Annotated in this window: 17 protein-coding genes and 1 riboswitch; of the genes, 12 read left to right on the top strand and 5 right to left on the bottom strand. The window is 57.4% G+C overall.

Annotated features, from left to right (window positions below):
• The first annotated feature begins 71 nt into the window (after window positions 1–71).
• Genes bioB through bioD form a run of 4 tightly spaced genes read left to right on the top strand, consistent with a single transcriptional unit; the run spans window position 72 to window position 3,662 of the window.
• A complete protein-coding gene (gene bioB / locus K5Y33_RS01925; protein ID WP_222233157.1) occupies window positions 72–1,103 on the top strand; it encodes a biotin synthase BioB in 1,032 nt (343 codons plus the stop codon).
• Window positions 1,104–2,255, top strand: coding sequence for an 8-amino-7-oxononanoate synthase (gene bioF, locus K5Y33_RS01930; RefSeq protein WP_222233158.1), 1,152 nt, complete (start codon window positions 1,104–1,106; stop codon window positions 2,253–2,255).
• Window positions 2,239–2,994 (top strand): malonyl-ACP O-methyltransferase BioC, encoded by a 756-nt coding sequence (bioC, locus tag K5Y33_RS01935; protein ID WP_222233159.1) that lies wholly within the window; start codon window positions 2,239–2,241, stop codon window positions 2,992–2,994. The genes bioF and bioC overlap by 17 nt, the downstream gene beginning before the upstream one ends.
• The gene (gene bioD, locus K5Y33_RS01940) at window positions 2,991–3,662 is read left to right on the top strand and encodes a dethiobiotin synthase (RefSeq protein WP_222233160.1); all 672 of its coding nucleotides are present in this window, start codon (window positions 2,991–2,993) and stop codon (window positions 3,660–3,662) included. The genes bioC and bioD overlap by 4 nt, the downstream gene beginning before the upstream one ends.
• A gap of 39 nt (window positions 3,663–3,701) precedes the next feature.
• On the opposite strand, the gene K5Y33_RS01945 is transcribed toward bioD, so the two are convergent.
• Window positions 3,702–4,418, bottom strand: coding sequence for an ABC transporter ATP-binding protein (locus K5Y33_RS01945; protein WP_110865765.1), 717 nt, complete (start codon window positions 4,416–4,418; stop codon window positions 3,702–3,704).
• Window positions 4,419–5,319: 901 nt separating this feature from the next.
• Here K5Y33_RS01945 and uvrB point away from each other — a divergent pair.
• On the top strand, window positions 5,320–7,341 hold the full coding sequence (gene uvrB, locus K5Y33_RS01950) for an excinuclease ABC subunit UvrB (RefSeq protein ID WP_101763180.1): 2,022 nt from the start codon (window positions 5,320–5,322) through the stop codon (window positions 7,339–7,341).
• A gap of 86 nt (window positions 7,342–7,427) precedes the next feature.
• Here uvrB and yvcK read toward each other — a convergent pair whose 3' ends face one another.
• Window positions 7,428–8,330: a uridine diphosphate-N-acetylglucosamine-binding protein YvcK gene (gene yvcK / locus K5Y33_RS01955; protein ID WP_222233161.1), complete on the bottom strand. Its 903-nt coding sequence runs from the start codon at window positions 8,328–8,330 to the stop codon at window positions 7,428–7,430.
• A 195-nt stretch (window positions 8,331–8,525) separates the two neighbouring features.
• A riboswitch (molybdenum cofactor riboswitch) is annotated at window positions 8,526–8,661 on the top strand.
• Here yvcK and moaA point away from each other — a divergent pair.
• The 7 genes from moaA to K5Y33_RS01990 all read left to right on the top strand — a co-directional run bounded on the left by moaA (window position 8,651) and on the right by K5Y33_RS01990 (window position 13,297).
• Window positions 8,651–9,637, top strand: coding sequence for a GTP 3',8-cyclase MoaA (gene moaA, locus K5Y33_RS01960; RefSeq protein ID WP_110865767.1), 987 nt, complete (start codon window positions 8,651–8,653; stop codon window positions 9,635–9,637). (Overlaps the previous riboswitch by 11 nt.)
• 17 nt (window positions 9,638–9,654) lie before the next feature.
• Entirely contained in the window at window positions 9,655–10,170 is a 516-nt protein-coding gene (gene moaB / locus K5Y33_RS01965; protein ID WP_101763177.1) for a molybdenum cofactor biosynthesis protein B, read from the top strand.
• 2 nt (window positions 10,171–10,172) lie between these two features.
• The gene (gene moaC, locus K5Y33_RS01970; RefSeq protein ID WP_110865768.1) at window positions 10,173–10,658 is read left to right on the top strand and encodes a cyclic pyranopterin monophosphate synthase MoaC; all 486 of its coding nucleotides are present in this window, start codon (window positions 10,173–10,175) and stop codon (window positions 10,656–10,658) included.
• Window positions 10,651–10,896, top strand: coding sequence for a molybdopterin synthase sulfur carrier subunit (gene moaD, locus K5Y33_RS01975; protein WP_101763175.1), 246 nt, complete (start codon window positions 10,651–10,653; stop codon window positions 10,894–10,896). Before moaC ends, moaD begins: the two co-directional genes overlap by 8 nt.
• Before the next feature lie 2 nt (window positions 10,897–10,898).
• The gene (gene moaE / locus K5Y33_RS01980; protein ID WP_222233842.1) at window positions 10,899–11,351 is read left to right on the top strand and encodes a molybdopterin synthase catalytic subunit MoaE; all 453 of its coding nucleotides are present in this window, start codon (window positions 10,899–10,901) and stop codon (window positions 11,349–11,351) included.
• A gap of 80 nt (window positions 11,352–11,431) precedes the next feature.
• Window positions 11,432–12,526, top strand: coding sequence for a DUF1615 domain-containing protein (locus K5Y33_RS01985; protein WP_101763173.1), 1,095 nt, complete (start codon window positions 11,432–11,434; stop codon window positions 12,524–12,526).
• Between the two features lie 63 nt (window positions 12,527–12,589).
• On the top strand, window positions 12,590–13,297 hold the full coding sequence (locus tag K5Y33_RS01990) for a Bax inhibitor-1/YccA family protein (RefSeq protein WP_101763172.1): 708 nt from the start codon (window positions 12,590–12,592) through the stop codon (window positions 13,295–13,297).
• A 57-nt stretch (window positions 13,298–13,354) separates the two neighbouring features.
• On the opposite strand, the gene K5Y33_RS01995 is transcribed toward K5Y33_RS01990, so the two are convergent.
• The 3 genes from K5Y33_RS01995 to K5Y33_RS02005 are packed head-to-tail and all read right to left on the bottom strand — an operon-like array spanning window position 13,355 to window position 16,331.
• Window positions 13,355–14,329: a lysylphosphatidylglycerol synthase domain-containing protein gene (locus tag K5Y33_RS01995; RefSeq protein ID WP_101763171.1), complete on the bottom strand. Its 975-nt coding sequence runs from the start codon at window positions 14,327–14,329 to the stop codon at window positions 13,355–13,357.
• Window positions 14,329–15,573, bottom strand: coding sequence for a cardiolipin synthase ClsB (gene clsB / locus K5Y33_RS02000; protein ID WP_222233162.1), 1,245 nt, complete (start codon window positions 15,571–15,573; stop codon window positions 14,329–14,331). Before clsB ends, K5Y33_RS01995 begins: the two co-directional genes overlap by 1 nt.
• The gene (locus K5Y33_RS02005; protein WP_154191953.1) at window positions 15,570–16,331 is read right to left on the bottom strand and encodes an endonuclease/exonuclease/phosphatase family protein; all 762 of its coding nucleotides are present in this window, start codon (window positions 16,329–16,331) and stop codon (window positions 15,570–15,572) included. The genes clsB and K5Y33_RS02005 overlap by 4 nt, the downstream gene beginning before the upstream one ends.
• Window positions 16,332–16,419 lie beyond the last annotated feature (88 nt).

Here is a 16,419-nt window from a genome sequence, read left to right on the forward strand (position 1 = left end):
TTAAAAAGATTTAGTTTACAATTATAACCACGTTAATCGTCGGGATGAACCCCCTTTTTCTGGAGTAAGCAATGGCAAACCGCTGGACACTGACACAAGCTCAGGCACTTTTCGATAAACCTTTCCTTGAGTTGATGTTTGAAGCGCAGCAAGTGCATCGTCAACATTTCGATCCACGCCAGGTGCAGGTCAGCACGCTGCTATCAATCAAAACCGGCGCCTGTCCGGAAGACTGTAAATACTGTCCGCAGAGCGCGCGCTACAAAACCGGGCTGGAATCGGAACGTCTGATGGAAGTGGACGCGGTGCTGGAGTCGGCGCGCAAAGCCAAAGCGGCGGGATCGAGCCGTTTCTGTATGGGCGCCGCGTGGAAAAACCCGCACGAGCGCGACATGCCTTACCTTCAGCAGATGGTGCAAGGCGTGAAAGCGATGGGCATGGAAACCTGCATGACGCTTGGCACGCTGGATGGCGACCAGGCGCAGCGCCTCGCCGAAGCGGGACTGGATTTCTACAACCACAACCTCGACACCTCGCCAGAGTTTTACGGCAACATCATCACCACGCGCAGCTATCAGGAACGTCTGGATACGCTGGATAAAGTGCGCGGCGCGGGCATCAAGGTGTGTTCCGGCGGCATTGTGGGTCTGGGTGAAACGGTGAAAGATCGTGCGGGCTTGCTGGTGCAGCTGGCGAATCTGCCGACGCCGCCCGAAAGCGTACCGATCAACATGTTGGTGAAGGTTAAAGGCACGCCGCTGGCCGATAACGACGATGTTGAACCCTTCGACTTTATTCGCACCATCGCGGTGGCGCGCATCATGATGCCCTCGTCACACGTGCGTCTTTCTGCCGGACGCGAGCAGATGAGCGAGCAAACGCAGGCAATGTGCTTTATGGCCGGCGCTAACTCGATCTTCTACGGCTGCAAACTGCTTACCACGCCAAATCCGGAAGAGGATAAGGATCTGATTCTGTTCCGCAAATTGGGCCTGAATCCGGAGCACACCGCGACAACGGCGGGTGACAATGAGCAGCAGCATCAGCTCAGTGAGCAGCTGCTGCACGCGGATACCGCGCAGTTCTACAACGCGGCTGTGTAAATGGGCTGGTCACAACGTATCGACGAGGCGCTGACGGCGCGGCGCGCCGCGGATGGCTGGCGTTTACGGCGTCGCGTTGAGCACAACAGCGTGCGGGAAATTATGCTGGAGGGGCAGCGTTACCGTCACTTCTCCAGCAACGACTATCTTGGTTTGAGCCAGCATCCGGCGGTGATTGCCGCGTGGCAGCAGGGCGCGGCCGAGACGGGTGCTGGCGCGGGCGCATCCGGGCATGTGACCGGCTACAGCCGCCACCATGCGCAGCTCGAAGCGGAGCTGGCTGACTGGCTGGGCTATTCGCGCGCGCTGCTGTTCATTTCGGGGTTTGCCGCCAATCAGGCGGTGATCCATCTGCTGGCGGAAAAGCAGGATCGCATCTTTGCCGATAAGCTGGCGCACGCTTCACTGCTGGATGCCGCCAGCCACAGCCCGGCGAGCCTGCGCCGTTTTGCCCACAATCAGCCGGAAAGCCTGGCGAAGCTGCTGGCAAAGCCGTCGGAAGGCGGCACGCTGGTGGTGACCGAAGGCGTATTCAGCATGGACGGCGACAGCGCTCCGCTAACACAGATCGCCGCAGAGACGCGGCGCGGCAACGGCTGGCTGCTGGTGGATGATGCGCACGGTATCGGCGTGACCGGCGCGCAAGGGCGCGGCAGCTGCTGGCAGCAGCAGGTCAAACCGGAACTGCTGATCGTCACCTTCGGCAAAGGGTTTGGCGTCAGCGGCGCGGCGCTGCTGTGCGATGACGCCACCGCTGATTACGTCGAGCAGTTTTCCCGCCATCTGATCTACTCCACCGCGATGCCACCGGCGCAGTGCTATGCGCTGCTGGCGGCGTTGCGGCAGATTCAACAAGGTGATGCGCTGCGCGAAAAACTGCACAGCCACATTGCGCGTTTCCGCGCCGCTGCGGCGGATTTGCCGTGGCAGCTGGTCGATTCTGCGAGCGCCATCCAGCCGCTGATCGTTGGCGAAAACAGCGCGGCTATGGCGTTGTCGCAGCGGCTGGCGCAGGCCGGCTGTTGGGTCAGTGCGATTCGGCCACCAACCGTGCCGCCGGGCACAGCTCGGCTACGCATCACACTTACCGCTGCACATCACACCGATGACATTGATCGTCTGCTGGAGGCGCTGTATGACGCTGCAGGTTAACAAACAGGCTGTGGCGCAGGCATTTGGTCGTGCGGCTGCGCATTACGAGCAGCACGCGCAGTTACAGCGGCTGAGCGGCGATGCGCTGCTGGCGCTGGCGCCCGCTGGTTTTGGTCCGCACCTGCTGGATGCCGGGTGCGGTACCGGCTGGTATAGCCGCTACTGGCGCGATCGCGGGCGTACGCTGACGGCGCTCGATCTGTCTCCCAACATGCTGCAAACCGCGCGCGATCAGCAATCGGCGCAGCACTATCTGTTGGGCGATATTGATGCGGTGCCGCTGCCGGACGCCAGCGTTGACGGCGTGTGGAGCAATCTGGCGGTGCAGTGGAGCAGCGACTTGCACACCGCGCTGCAGCAGTTTTTGCGCGTCACGCGGCCGGGCGGCACGGTGCTGTTTTCCACGCTGCTCGACGGTTCGCTGCACGAAGTGCATCACGCGTGGGCGCAGCTGGATGGTCGCCGGCACGCCAACCGTTTCCTCAGCGCTGCCCAGTTTCATGCGGCCACCGCGACGCTGCCGATCGCCGTGCAGCAGCAGGTTATTACGCTGCATTTTCCCAGCGCGCTCAGCGCTATGCGCTCGCTGAAAGGCATTGGTGCCACGCATCTGCACGGCGGACGCGGCGCCAGCGTGCTAACGCGTTCCCAACTGGCACAACTTGAGCAGCACTGGCCGCAAGATGAGGCTGGTTATCGCCTGAGTTATCACCTGATGTATGGAGTTTTAAGCAAATGACACGCTGGTTTATTACCGGAACCGATACCGAAGTGGGCAAAACCGTGGCCAGCGGCGCGCTGCTGCAGGCGGCAAGCGCCGCCGGTTTACGCACCGCAGGCTATAAGCCGGTGGCATCCGGCTGCGAAATCACGCCGCAAGGCATTCGCAACAGCGACGCGCTGGCGTTGCAGCGCTACAGCACCTTGTCGTTAAGCTACGAGCAGGTGAACCCGCTGGCGTTTGTCGAGCCGACCTCGCCGCATATCATCAGCGCGGAAGAGGGCAGGCCGATTAGCTTTGCCACGCTGTCAGCGGGCTTGCGCGCGCTGGAGCAGCATGCAGAATGGGTGTTAGTCGAAGGCGCAGGCGGGTGGTTTACGCCGCTGTCGGAGACGAAAACTTACGCCGATTGGGTGGAAGCCGAGCAGCTGCCGGTGATTCTGGTGGTGGGTGTGAAGTTAGGCTGCATCAATCATGCCATGCTCACCGCCGAAGCGGTTAAAGCGCGCGGATTACGCCTTGCGGGCTGGATTGCCAATGATATTCAGCCGCCCGGCAAACGTCATCAGGAGTATATGGCCACGCTGCGTCAGCGCATTGATGCGCCGTTCCTCGGTGAGATTCCGCACCTACGCGACCAGGCGCAGCAGGCCGAGTGCGGGCGTTATTTGACGTTGCCGCAATAAATAACCCGGGTCGCCATTCACGGCGACCTGGCTACATCTTCACCTTGCGGTCAGCCACTTATTCACCGTCAAATCATCCAGCTGCGCCACTTTGCCGTGCGCAACATTGCGTCCGCGATGCAGCAGCAGGAAATAATCGGCGACGCGGCGGACAAACGAGACGTGCTGCTCCAGCAGCAGAATGGTTAAACCATACTCACGGTTTAACCGACGAATCAGATTGCCCATCTCCTCTTCCAGCCACGGCGACATCCCTTCTGTCGGCTCATCCAGAATCACCAGCTTGGGTTGCAGCACAAGCGCACGCGCCAGGGCCAAATGTTGCTGCTGTTCCATTGGCAACTCGCCGCTGCGCTGATGGCGCAATGAATAGAGTGCCGGGAACAGGTCGAACACCATTTCCGGAATGGCACGGCTACGATCGTCCTGTGCCGCCATCAGGGCGATCAGCAGGTTATCCTCCACGCTCATTTGCGAGAAAATATGCCGTCCTTGCGGCACATAACCAATGCCGGTGCGCGCGCGCAGTTCGGCCGGTTGCAACAGTAAATCTTCCGGCGGCGCGCCATCCTCCTGCCAGGTCATCGAGCCACTGTTAATTGGCAGGCGGCCCATAATGCAGTTCACCAACGTGGTTTTGCCCATGCCGGGACTGCCCAGCACGCCGGTACAGGTGCCCGGCGGCAGATCGAGATCGACATCCCACAGAATGTGATTTTGACCGTAAAACTGATTCACCGAACGTAAACTCAGCATCTGACATACTCCTTCCAGATTATTAGCCTGAATGCTCCCGCTCTGTGTCGTCTGGCATACAGTCGTGCACGATTGATGGACACCGCTGTCGTCGGCAAGCGCCGATATGGACTCGTCACTCCATAGAGCTAACACTGCAATTCCCAGGCCAGGTTAGGAATTCAGGCGCATCTACGGCGGAAACCTGACAAATCAGCGGCTAAAAGTTGAGAAACGCTTAACAATTGCCAGCGGTGATAAACCGACTGCACTTTGACGGTGCTGACTGCTTAACGTTTCTGGTGCATTTGATCGTTCGTAAGGCAATAACCGGAGAAATAAATGGCCTTAACGCCTGACTTTTCGCCGGGCACGGGAAGGTAAAGCCGGAAAAAGGGGGGGAATGCGACACGCACGGCGGGAAAAATAAATGCGAAAAAATTTTTTTTCACGCTTAAGAATGGGCGGGAGAAAATTATACACAGCCGATGGGCTCGGGGCTGGATTCACTTATCCACCATTACTGTGGATAACCTTGTGCATTAGCGACTGAAAACCGTGTGGAAGCGAGTAAATTCGCGGACTTCCTACATTATGATGAGAAACTGGGCTTTTGAGTCAAAGTGAATTAAAACAGCAGGTTAGTTAAAATCAAGCATGCGAATTATCTGCCTTGTCATCGGACTGCAATTTAATGACACTCTATTGACAAATGTTAAAAGCATCCTCCGCCTGGGGATAACATTGCGCAACAACAACTTGCCGCCTGCCGCTTAAATTGCACTGAAGAGAATCGCCGTCAGGTGCCATTATCGTGCAAGGTTACTGTGATTATGTCCAGTATTTTTTTCTGGCAAATTCGCCATAGCAGAGTAGAATTAGCAGCCTGCCCGCCGACTTCATCTGCTGGAACCGCTAAAACATGAGCAAAGTCTTTAAACTCAACTCCGCTTTCAAGCCTTCAGGGGATCAACCTGAGGCGATTCGCCGTCTCGAAGAGGGACTGGAAGATGGACTCGCGCATCAAACGCTGTTGGGCGTGACCGGCTCAGGTAAAACCTTTACCGTGGCGAATGTGATTGCCGACCTCAACCGCCCGACGATGGTGCTGGCGCCAAATAAAACCCTGGCGGCGCAGCTCTACGGGGAGATGAAGGAGTTCTTCCCGGATAACGCGGTGGAGTTTTTCGTCTCATATTACGATTACTATCAGCCTGAAGCCTATGTGCCGAGTTCTGACACCTTTATCGAAAAAGATGCCTCGGTGAATGAGCACATTGAGCAGATGCGTCTGTCGGCGACCAAAGCGCTGCTGGAGCGCCGTGATGTCATCGTCGTGGCCTCGGTTTCGGCGATCTACGGTTTGGGCGATCCTGATCTCTACCTGAAAATGATGCTGCATCTGACGCGCGGCATGATTATTGATCAGCGCAGCATTTTGCGTCGTCTGGCGGAGCTGCAGTACAGCCGCAACGATCAGGCCTTCCAGCGCGGCACCTTCCGCGTGCGCGGCGAAGTGATTGATGTGTTCCCGGCGGAATCGGACGACATTGCGCTGCGTATTGAGCTGTTTGATGAAGAAGTTGAGCGGCTGTCGCTGTTTGATCCGCTCACCGGGCAGATTGATTCGGTGATCCCGCGCTTTACCGTCTATCCGAAAACGCACTATGTGACGCCGCGTGAGCGCATTCTTAAGGCGATGGAAGAGATCAAAGATGAGCTGGTGGTGCGCCGCAAAGTGCTGCTGGAGAACAATAAGCTGCTGGAAGAGCAGCGTATTTCCCAGCGGACGCAGTTCGATCTCGAGATGATGAACGAGTTGGGTTACTGCTCCGGCATCGAAAACTACTCGCGCTATCTCTCCGGGCGCGGACCGGGCGAGCCGCCGCCGACCTTGTTCGACTATTTACCGGCGGATGGCTTGCTGGTGGTCGACGAATCGCACGTCACCATTCCGCAGATTGGCGGCATGTATCGTGGTGACCGCGCGCGTAAAGAGACGCTGGTGGAGTACGGTTTCCGCCTGCCGTCGGCGCTGGATAACCGTCCGATGAAGTTTGAAGAGTTTGAAGCAGCCGCTCCGCAAACCATTTACGTGTCGGCCACGCCGGGCAATTACGAGCTGGAAAAATCGGGTGGCGAAGTGATCGATCAGCTGGTGCGTCCAACCGGCCTGCTGGATCCGATTCTGGAAGTACGGCCGGTGGCGACGCAGGTCGACGATTTGCTGTCGGAAATCCGCAAACGTGTTGAGATCAACGAGCGCGTGCTGGTGACTGTGCTGACCAAGCGTATGGCGGAAGATCTTACCGAATACCTGGTAGAGCACGGCGAGAAGGTGCGCTATCTGCACTCGGATATCGATACTGTGGAACGTATGGAGATCATCCGCGATTTACGTCTTGGCGAATTTGATGTGCTGGTTGGCATCAACTTGCTGCGAGAAGGTCTGGATATGCCGGAAGTGTCGCTGGTGGCGATTCTTGATGCCGATAAAGAGGGCTTCCTGCGTTCGGAGCGTTCGCTGATACAGACCATTGGTCGCGCCGCGCGTAACATCAATGGCCGGGCGATTCTCTACGCCGATAAAATCACGCCGTCGATGGAGCGCGCGATGGGCGAAACCGAGCGTCGTCGTGAGAAGCAGCAGAAATACAACGAAGAGAATGGCATTACGCCGCAAGGGCTCAACAAGAAGATCACCGATATTCTTGAGCTCGGCAAAAACGTAGTGAAAACGCGTGGTAAAGGCAAAACCGCCTCACGCACCGCAGCAGAAGCGGAAGCCAACTATATGGCGCTTACGCCGCAAGCGATGCAGAAGAAGATTCACGAGCTGGAAGGGCAGATGCAGCAGCACGCGCAGAATCTGGAGTTTGAAGAGGCTGCCAGCGTGCGCGATCAGTTGCATCAATTGCGCGAGCTGTTTATTGCGGCTTCGTGATCGTGGTATCCAGGTCGCCATGAATGACGACCCTACAGGAATTCAGCGCGGTTTTCGTAGGGTGCGCATTCATGCGCACCTGGAAATTAAACGGCCTGAATCGCATGTTCCAGCGCGATGCGCAGCAGCTGGCGGTCATGGCGATATTTGATGTCGGCGGCCTCCAGCGGTTCGCGAATAATTAAACGCTCTTCCACGCCGCGAATATCGGCGGCCGGACTCACCACCACCGCATCAATCACCCGCTTGCCAATCGCTTTCTCCATAATCGCCAACTTGTCGGCCACATTCAGGCTAGCTGCCGCTGGGCTCAGTTCGCGGCCCAGATTGCCGATAAACACCATGGTGGCAGGCGTACGGCGCAGCGCGCGCGCCATCTCTTCCATCAGCAGAATCGGCATCAGGCTGGTGTAGAAGCTGCCGGGGCCAATCAGAATCAAATCCGCTTCGCCAATCGCCTCGATGGCTTCACGGGTTGGCAACACATTCGGATGTAACATCAACTCTTGGGGCGGCTGCTTCATCTCATCAATTGCCGTTTCGCCGTACACCATATTGCCTTCGCCATCCTGCGCCACCAGATCGACCGGCTGGTCCGACATCGGGATCAGAAACGCATCGACTTTGAGCAGATTGCGGATGATGTTGATGGCTTCCAGCGGGCGCACGCTGAGATGATCAAGCGCCTTCAGCATTAGGTTGCCGAGGTTGTGTCCGGCCAGCTCGCCATTACCGGTGAAGCGATACTCAAACATCGCGGTGGCGACGCTCGGTTCGGTGATCAACTGATTGATGCAGTTACGCATATCGCCCCACGCAATGCCGCCTTCCGAGCGGCGAATGCGGCCGGTGGATCCGCCGTTATCGGTGGTGGTGACGATGCCGGTCAGGCGCGAACCTAACGGTGCCAGCGCCGACATCACGCGACCCAAACCGTGTCCGCCACCTAATGCCACTACGCGATCCAAATCTGCCAGGGTTCGATTCATGTTTCTCCTTTGTCACTGACGTCCTCGCGTTGAGGCGTAGTTGAACTGATGTGCATCAATATCTGTGGTGCATTTTACCGTATCCTGTCGCGAAAATGCGGTGAAAAAACGTTATGCATCAAGATATATAGCGAAAATCACTCATGGATGCTAACCGTTAATCGCGCTACCATTCGTTTTAACCGTGTTGTCCATAATGACAACAAACTCCCAAGCCTGGTTTCCTAAGTCGCTATAGATATGGAAGCCAGGCCGCAGCCTTGAGCTGCCAGGGTGCAGAAAGAAATGACTGCATCTCCCGACTTTGGAAAGGTGTTCAGGTGCCACAATTTACAGATGCCTATGCGCGCAGCTTTTACTATCTGCGCCTGTCGGTCACGGATGTGTGTAACTTCCGTTGTACCTACTGTTTGCCGAACGGCTATAAGCCGAACGGTACGCACAATAAAAGTTTTCTCTCGCTGGATGAGATTCGTCGCGTGACGCGTGCCTTTGCGGCGGCGGGCACGGAAAAAGTGCGCCTGACGGGCGGCGAACCCTCCATGCGGCGTGATTTCACCGACATCATCGCTGCAGTGCGTGAAAACGCCGCCATTCGCCAGATCGCGATGACCACCAACGGTTATCGCATGGCGCGTGACGTACATGCCTGGCGCGCTGCCGGTCTCACCCATATCAACGTCAGCGTCGATAGCCTCGATGCACGCCAGTTTCACGCCATTACCGGCCAGGACAAATTTGCCGAGGTGATGGCGGGAATCGACGCCGCCTTTGATGCCGGTTTCGAGAAAGTGAAAGTCAACAGCGTGCTGATGCGCGATGTGAACAGCCACAGCCTTAGCACCTTCCTTGAGTGGCTGCGCCTGCGACCGATTCAACTGCGCTTTATCGAACTGATGGAAACCGGCGAAGGCAGCGATCTGTTCCGCCGTCATCACATCTCCGGTGAAGTGATCCGCGATCAGCTGATCCTGCAAGGCTGGCAACGCCAGCCGCGCGGCCGCAGCGACGGTCCGGCGCAGGTGTTCCGTCATCCCGATTATCAGGGCGAAGTCGGCCTGATCATGCCGTACGAGAAAGATTTTTGTGCCAGCTGCAACCGCCTGCGCGTCTCGGCGCTGGGCAATCTGCATCTGTGCCTGTTTGGTGACGGCGGCGTGTCGCTGCGCGATCTGCTGGCTTCTGACGATCAGCAAGACGAGTTGCAGGCGCGCATTGCACACAGCCTTGGACAGAAAAAGCAGACGCATTTCCTGCATCAGGGCAACACCGGCATCACGCAAAATCTCTCCTTTATTGGTGGCTAAACACAGGAGTTACGGCCATGGGTAAACCTTCCGGCGAATTTGTCGCCTTAAATGTGGCGGTGATGACCGTCTCGGATAGCCGCGATGCCAGCAATGACACATCGGGCGATTATCTGCGTGAAGCGCTGGCGGAAGCCGGGCATCAGGTGGTTGATCGCGCGATTGTGCCAGATAACCGCTATCGCATTCGCGCCACGGTATCGCGCTGGATTGCCAGCGACGATGTGCAAGTGGTGATCGTTAACGGCGGCACCGGTTTCAATAGCAAAAACAGCACGCCAGAAGCGTTGCTGCCGCTGCTGGACCGCGAAATCGAAGGCTTTGGCGAGCTGTTCCGCATGATCTCCTATGAAGAGATCGGCAGCTCGACGCTGCAGTCGCGCGCGGTGGCTGGATTAGCCAATCAGACGCTGATTTTTGCCGTGCCGGGATCGACCAACGCCTGCCGCAGCGCCTGGGAGCGCATTATCGAAGATCAGCTGGATGCGCGTACGCGTCCGTGTAATTTCGTCTCACATTTGAAGAAGTTGTAAGCATGTCATCGTTAACTCATATCAATGCCGCTGGCGAAGCCCACATGGTGGATGTCTCTGGCAAAACCGAAACGGTGCGCGAAGCGCAGGCCGAAGCACTGGTGCTGATGAGCGCCGAAACGCTGCAGATGATTATTGACGGCAGCCATCATAAAGGCGACGTGTTCGCCACCGCACGCATCGCCGGTATTCAGGCGGCGAAACGCACCTGGGAACTGATTCCGCTCTGTCATCCGCTGATGCTGAGCAAAGTGGAGGTTACCTTGCTGGCGGAACCGCAGCATAATCGCGTGCGCGTCACCTCACTCTGTCGTCTCACCGGCAAAACCGGCGTTGAGATGGAAGCGCTGACGGCGGCGTCCGTTGCAGCGCTGACCATCTATGACATGTGCAAAGCGGTGCAAAAAGACATTGTCATCGACCAGCTGCGTTTGCTGACCAAAAGCGGCGGCAAATCCGGCGACTTCAAGGCGGTGAGCCATGATTAAGGTGCTGTTTTTTGCTCAGGTGCGGGAATTAACCGGCACCGCTTCACTGGATTTGCAGCCTGACTACGCCGATGTCGCCACGCTGCGCGCGGCGTTAGCAGAGAAGGGCGATCGCTGGGCGCTGGCGCTGGAATCCGGCAAGCTGCTGGCGGCGGTAAACCAAACGCTGGTGCCGATGAGTCATCCGCTGCGTGCGGGTGATGAAGTGGCCTTTTTCCCGCCGGTCACGGGAGGCTGATGATGGAAACGCGGATTCGTGTGGGTTCAGAGCCGTTCAACGTCGGCGAGGAGTACGAAAAACTCGCCGCCCATGACAGCGACGGCGCGGTCGTCACCTTCTCCGGCAAAGTGCGCAATCACAATCTCGGTGCCAGCGTGGCGGCCTTGACGCTGGAGCACTATCCCGGCATGACGGAAAAAGCGCTGGGGGAGATCGTAGAAGACGCGCGTCAGCGCTGGGCGCTGCAGCAGGTTACGGTGATCCATCGCGTTGGCGAACTGTTTCCCGGCGATGAGATCGTGTTTGTGGGCGTCAGCAGCGCGCATCGCGGCAGCGCATTCGCCGCCACCGAGTTCATCATGGATTACCTGAAAACCCGCGCGCCGTTCTGGAAGCGTGAAGCCACCGCCGCAGGCGACCGCTGGGTTGATGCCCGTGATAGCGATCATCAGGCCGCTGAGCGCTGGAGCTAGCGCGCAAAATCCTCCCGCTCCGATAGCGGCAGGCCACTGAAAACGTTAAGGTACGGTTTTTGTTGGCGTCAGGGAGCAGGATGAACACGAGCAAGATGATGAAAGGCGCAGCTTTGCTGGCTGCGCTGGTGCTGGCCGGTTGTAGCACGAAAAAAGAGCCGCAGGCGCCCGCGCGTCAGCCCGCCGATGTAAAAAGCCAAATCCAGCAGTTGTTGCCCAGCGACGTTAAACAGAAATCCGCCTGGGCCGACGATATCTATACCGCGTTCCGCGTGCAGCAAATTGATGCCAGCGTCAGCAACCTCTGCGCGGTGATTGCCGTTACCGATCAGGAGTCTAACTTCAGCGCCGATGCGGTGGTGCCGGGCTTACCGAAAATCGCCTGGGGCGAGATTGATCGCCGCGCCGCCAAAGTGCATGTGCCGGCATTTCTGGTGCGCACCGCACTGCTGATCAAATCACCGAATGGCGAAAGCTATGCCGCACGTCTGGATAAGGTGCGCAGCGAGAAAGAGCTGAGCGCCATTTTTGATGATTTCATCGATATGGTGCCGATGGGGCAAAAGCTGTTTGGCAACCTCAACCCAATTCATACCGGCGGGCCGATGCAGGTCAGCATTGCGTTTGCGGAAGCGCACGCCAAAGGCTATCCGTATGCGGTTGACGGCTCGATTCGTCGTGAAGTCTTCACTCGTCGCGGTGGTATCTACTTCGGCACGCTGCATCTGCTTGGCTACCCGGCCGATTACAGCCAGCCGCTGTATCGCTTCGCCGACTTCAACGCCGGTTGGTACGCCAGCCGCAACGCCGCATTTCAGGCGGCCATCGCGCGCGCCAGCGGCATCAAGCTGGCACTGGATGGCGACCTGATCGTCTATGGCAGCGATCAGGCCGGTTCTACCGAACTGGCGGTGCGCAGCCTGAGCAAGCAGCTGGATATGAGCAATCGCGAAATCCGCCGCGATCTGGAGAAGGGCGACAGCGAAGATTTTGCTAACAGCACGCTGTGGAAGCAGACCTTTATCCTCGCCGATAAGATGGCCGGAAAACGTCTGCCGCGCGAAATGCTGCCGGGCATCAAGCTGGAGAGCCCGAAAATCACCCGCAATCTCACTACCGCGTGGTTTGCTCAGCGCGTAAATGGCCGCTATCAACAGTGCTTGACGCGCCGTTGACGCAAACGGGTGTACACTCCACACTTACAGAGTTTGTTAACGTAACCGCTAATGAGGCGCTTCATGGATCGATATCCACGTAATGATTCAATCGTGCAGCAGGCATCCACCTCGCTGCAGACCTACATGGCGCAGGTGTATGGCTGGATGACCTGCGGCTTGCTGCTCACCGCGTTTGTTTCGTGGTTTGCTGCCCGCACACCTGCAGTAATGGAACTGGTGTTTGCTAACCGCATCACTTTCTTTGGCTTGATCATCGCGCAGTTAGCGCTGGTGTTTGTGTTGTCTGGCATGGTGCATCGCCTGAGCGGCGCGGTCGCCACCGCACTGTTTATGCTCTATTCGGCGCTAACCGGATTAACCATGGCGAGTATTTTCCTCGTTTACACCTACTCATCCATCGCCAGCACCTTCTTCGTGACGGCCGGGATGTTCGGTGCCATGAGCTTCTACGGTTACACCACTAAGCGCGACCTGAGCCGTTTTGGCAGCCTGCTGTTTATGGCGCTGATCGGTATTTTGCTGGCGTCACTGGTGAATTTCTGGCTGAAAAGTCCGGCGCTGATGTGGGCGATTACCTATATCGGCGTGGTGGTGTTTGTTGGCTTAACCGCCTATGACACGCAGAGGCTGAAGGCGATTGGCGAGAATATCAACGTCAATGACAAAGAGAACCTGCGTCGCGCCTCAATCATGGGTGCGTTAACGCTGTATCTCGACTTCATCAACCTGTTCCTGATGCTGCTGCGCATCTTCGGCAACCGCCGCTAAATCCCGCACCAGACTGTCCCCTTTCCCGCCGGCGGGAGAGGGGAACTCCGCACAAACTCACCGCGATACCGATTTCTCCATCTTCTGCTCATTCTTCTGCCGTAAATGCTTCGCGCGGCTCTCCAGCCACAAATAGAGCACCAGCGCCACCAACAGCGGCAGAATAAAATAGAGCACGCGGTAAGCCAGCAGCGCTGCAATAATGGTGCCGTGCGAGGCGTGTTGCCCACTGAGCAGCGCCAAAAATACCGCTTCCAGCACGCCAATCCCGGCCGGGATGTGAATGATCACACCGGCGATACTGCTGATCAGCAACACGCCTAACACAATCGGATAATCCACCTGACGCGCCAGCAGTAGCCAGATAATCATGCCCATCACCATCCAGTTGGCGCAGGAGACCGCAAACTGGAACAGCGCCATGCGCAGCGAAGGCAGCTGCAGATGCTGGCCTTTAACCGTCCAGCGGCGCTTCTTCGCGAAGGCGCAAGCCCACAAGTAGACCGCAACCATCACCAGCAGCACCGCGCCAATGATGCGCAGCGTGGTTTCACCAATGAACCAACCGGAGGGAATCGGCACCATGCCCGCCGCAAACACCACGCCGGCCAGCAGAATATAGCCTAGCCAGTTGGTGGCGATGCTCAGCGAGAAAATGCGCGTAATGGTATTGCCCGGCAAACCGAGTCTTGAGTAGAGCCGATAGCGCATCGCCACGCCGCCTACCCAGGTGCTGAGCGTCAGGTTGAAGGCATAACAGATAAACGACACCAGCATCACCTGGCGCTTCGCCAGCTTATGGCCGCAGTACGCACGTCCAATCAGGTCGTATAATCCGTAGGTCAGATAACTCACCACCACCAGCGCGGCAGCGCTCAGCACCACATAGCGGTTGTAGCCGACGATCACCGTATAAACATCTTCCCAGTTCACCTTGCGTGCATACACCACCAGCAGCACGATCACCGCGATAAAAAACAGCCAGGTGAGGATTTTCTTCGCCAGTTGCCAGCGCGGATTCTTTTTCGACATTAGGGTTTCGCTCCTGGATTATCGGCTTCAACCCGATCCTGAGTTTCCATTTCAGGCTGCACCGGCGGCGCAACCTGCGACAAGCGCGGCGTATGCGCAGGCAACCAACCGGCGATGGCCGGGAAGTGGCGTAAAAAGTGGAACACAATCACGCCTTTGGTGAGCTGCCACCAGTTGCGCGGCGGCAGCTTGTCATCCTCCACGCGCACGCAGTCCTGCTGAATCAGCAGTTCCAGATTGTCGCGCAGCGTCTGGTTGAAAGCGCGATCGTGCACCATCAAATTGGCTTCCAGATTGAGGGATAAACTCAGCGGATCGAGGTTGCTGGAGCCGACGGTGGACCATTGCTGATCTTGCACCGCAATTTTGCCGTGCAGCGGGCGGCGGCAATATTCATACACTTCCACGCCGCCATCGACCAAATAGTTGTACAGCAGCTCAGCACCGACTTTGACGATCGGCATATCGGGTTCGCCCTGCACAATCAACCTGACGCGCACGCCGCGTTGAGCCGCGCTGCGCATCTCACGCAGCAGACGATAGCCGGGGAAGAAGTAAGCGTTGGCGATGATCACATCCTTCTTGGCCTTGCGCAGCATGGCGAGATAGTGCTGCTCAATGTCGTCGCGGTGTTCGTCGTTATCGCGATAGACAAACAGCACCTGCGCTTCACCGGGCGTGGCGTTGACCGCCGGGCGATGGGAACGCGCGCCCCACCATCGCCGCGTGTGCTGTTCGCTGCCCATCTCTTGCCGCACGTATTGGGCGATATCCAGCACCACCGGACCTTTCACCTCCACCGCATAATCCTGTTTGGATTGCGCGCCGAAATCGGTGTTGTGTTCGGCAGAAAAGTTGATGCCGCCGACAAAGGCGATCTCTTCATCGATCACCACGATTTTGCGGTGCAGGCGGCGGAACACATTGGTGCGCATACCGAGCACCAGCGGACGCGGATCGTAATAGATAAAACGCACGCCGGCGGCGGTCAGGCTATCAACAAATCGGTCGGAGAGATCCGGCGAGCCGTAGCCATCGACCATCACCTCGACTTTTACTCCGCGCTGCGCCGCCTTGAGCAACTGTTCGTGCAGATCGGTGCCGACTTCATCCTCAAACAGGATGAAGGTTTCCAGCAGCAGCGTGCGCTCGGCGCGTTGGATCGCGCCTGATACGCGCGGGAAAAACTGGTCACCATTTTCTAACAGACGGAGCTGATTACCGTCGCGCCAATTGAAACTCATAGGAAAATCTCCACCGCTAACGGCGCATGATCGGACAGGTGAGACCAGGGTTTAACCGGCAGCGCCCACGGCTTACTCACCGTGGCGTTGCGAATGTAGATACGATCAAGCCGTAACAGCGGAAAACGCGCCGGGAAGGTGCGGGCAGGGCGGCCGGTTTTGATGCTGAACACTTCCTCTAAGCCCACCGCGCGCTTGAGAAAGCGATTGGCGCTGACCTGCCAGTCATTGAAATCACCGGCCACCACCAAAGGCGCATCGGGCGGCAGCGTATCGATGAAGTCGCACATCATCTTCATCTGCGCCTGACGATGTTTCTCTTTCAGACCGAGATGCACGCAGAACACATGCAGCGGCTCCGCCCGATCCGGCAGGCGGATTTGGCAGTGCAACATGCCGCGCTTTTCACTTCCGGCGACGGAAATATCGCGGTTTTCATATTCAACGATGGGAAATCGTGACAATATCGCGTTCCCGTGATGTCCCTCGGGATAAACGGCGTTGCGGCCATAGGCGAAATCGTCCCACATGGTATCGGCCAGAAACTCGTAATGTGAGGTTTCCGGCCAGTTTTCGATATGCAGCGAATGGATGGCGTGGGTGCCCATCACCTCTTGCAGGAAGACGATATCCGCCGATGTGGCGCGAACAGCGTCGCGCAATTCCGGCAGGATAAAGCGGCGATTAAAGCTGGTGAACCCCTTGTGGGTATTGATCGTCAGGACTTTAAATGAAAATCCTTGCGTATTTTGTGGCATACTTCGACGCGCTCCTTTTCATCATCAACAGCACAAAGTGTAGTCTTTGTCACAAATGGGTGGTGTTAAGGGCAGAAAATTAGGGCGT

The organism is Pantoea sp. DY-17, assembly GCF_019795975.1.
Lineage (GTDB): Bacteria > Pseudomonadota > Gammaproteobacteria > Enterobacterales > Enterobacteriaceae > Pantoea > Pantoea leporis.

What these genes read in the sequence shown, in the direction of transcription:
- bioB (WP_222233157.1), top strand. Translation starts at nt 72, where the DNA reads ATGGCAAACCGCTGGACACTGACACAAGCTCAGGCACTTTTCGATAAA.
- bioF (WP_222233158.1), top strand. Translation starts at nt 1,104, where the DNA reads ATGGGCTGGTCACAACGTATCGACGAGGCGCTGACGGCGCGGCGCGCC.
- bioC (WP_222233159.1), top strand. Translation starts at nt 2,239, where the DNA reads ATGACGCTGCAGGTTAACAAACAGGCTGTGGCGCAGGCATTTGGTCGT.
- bioD (WP_222233160.1), top strand. Translation starts at nt 2,991, where the DNA reads ATGACACGCTGGTTTATTACCGGAACCGATACCGAAGTGGGCAAAACC.
- K5Y33_RS01945 (WP_110865765.1), bottom strand. Translation starts at nt 4,418, where the DNA reads ATGCTGAGTTTACGTTCGGTGAATCAGTTTTACGGTCAAAATCACATT.
- uvrB (WP_101763180.1), top strand. Translation starts at nt 5,320, where the DNA reads ATGAGCAAAGTCTTTAAACTCAACTCCGCTTTCAAGCCTTCAGGGGAT.
- yvcK (WP_222233161.1), bottom strand. Translation starts at nt 8,330, where the DNA reads ATGAATCGAACCCTGGCAGATTTGGATCGCGTAGTGGCATTAGGTGGC.
- moaB (WP_101763177.1), top strand. Translation starts at nt 9,655, where the DNA reads ATGGGTAAACCTTCCGGCGAATTTGTCGCCTTAAATGTGGCGGTGATG.
- moaC (WP_110865768.1), top strand. Translation starts at nt 10,173, where the DNA reads ATGTCATCGTTAACTCATATCAATGCCGCTGGCGAAGCCCACATGGTG.
- moaD (WP_101763175.1), top strand. Translation starts at nt 10,651, where the DNA reads ATGATTAAGGTGCTGTTTTTTGCTCAGGTGCGGGAATTAACCGGCACC.
- moaE (WP_222233842.1), top strand. Translation starts at nt 10,899, where the DNA reads ATGGAAACGCGGATTCGTGTGGGTTCAGAGCCGTTCAACGTCGGCGAG.
- K5Y33_RS01985 (WP_101763173.1), top strand. Translation starts at nt 11,432, where the DNA reads ATGAACACGAGCAAGATGATGAAAGGCGCAGCTTTGCTGGCTGCGCTG.
- K5Y33_RS01990 (WP_101763172.1), top strand. Translation starts at nt 12,590, where the DNA reads ATGGATCGATATCCACGTAATGATTCAATCGTGCAGCAGGCATCCACC.
- K5Y33_RS01995 (WP_101763171.1), bottom strand. Translation starts at nt 14,329, where the DNA reads ATGTCGAAAAAGAATCCGCGCTGGCAACTGGCGAAGAAAATCCTCACC.
- clsB (WP_222233162.1), bottom strand. Translation starts at nt 15,573, where the DNA reads ATGAGTTTCAATTGGCGCGACGGTAATCAGCTCCGTCTGTTAGAAAAT.
- K5Y33_RS02005 (WP_154191953.1), bottom strand. Translation starts at nt 16,331, where the DNA reads ATGCCACAAAATACGCAAGGATTTTCATTTAAAGTCCTGACGATCAAT.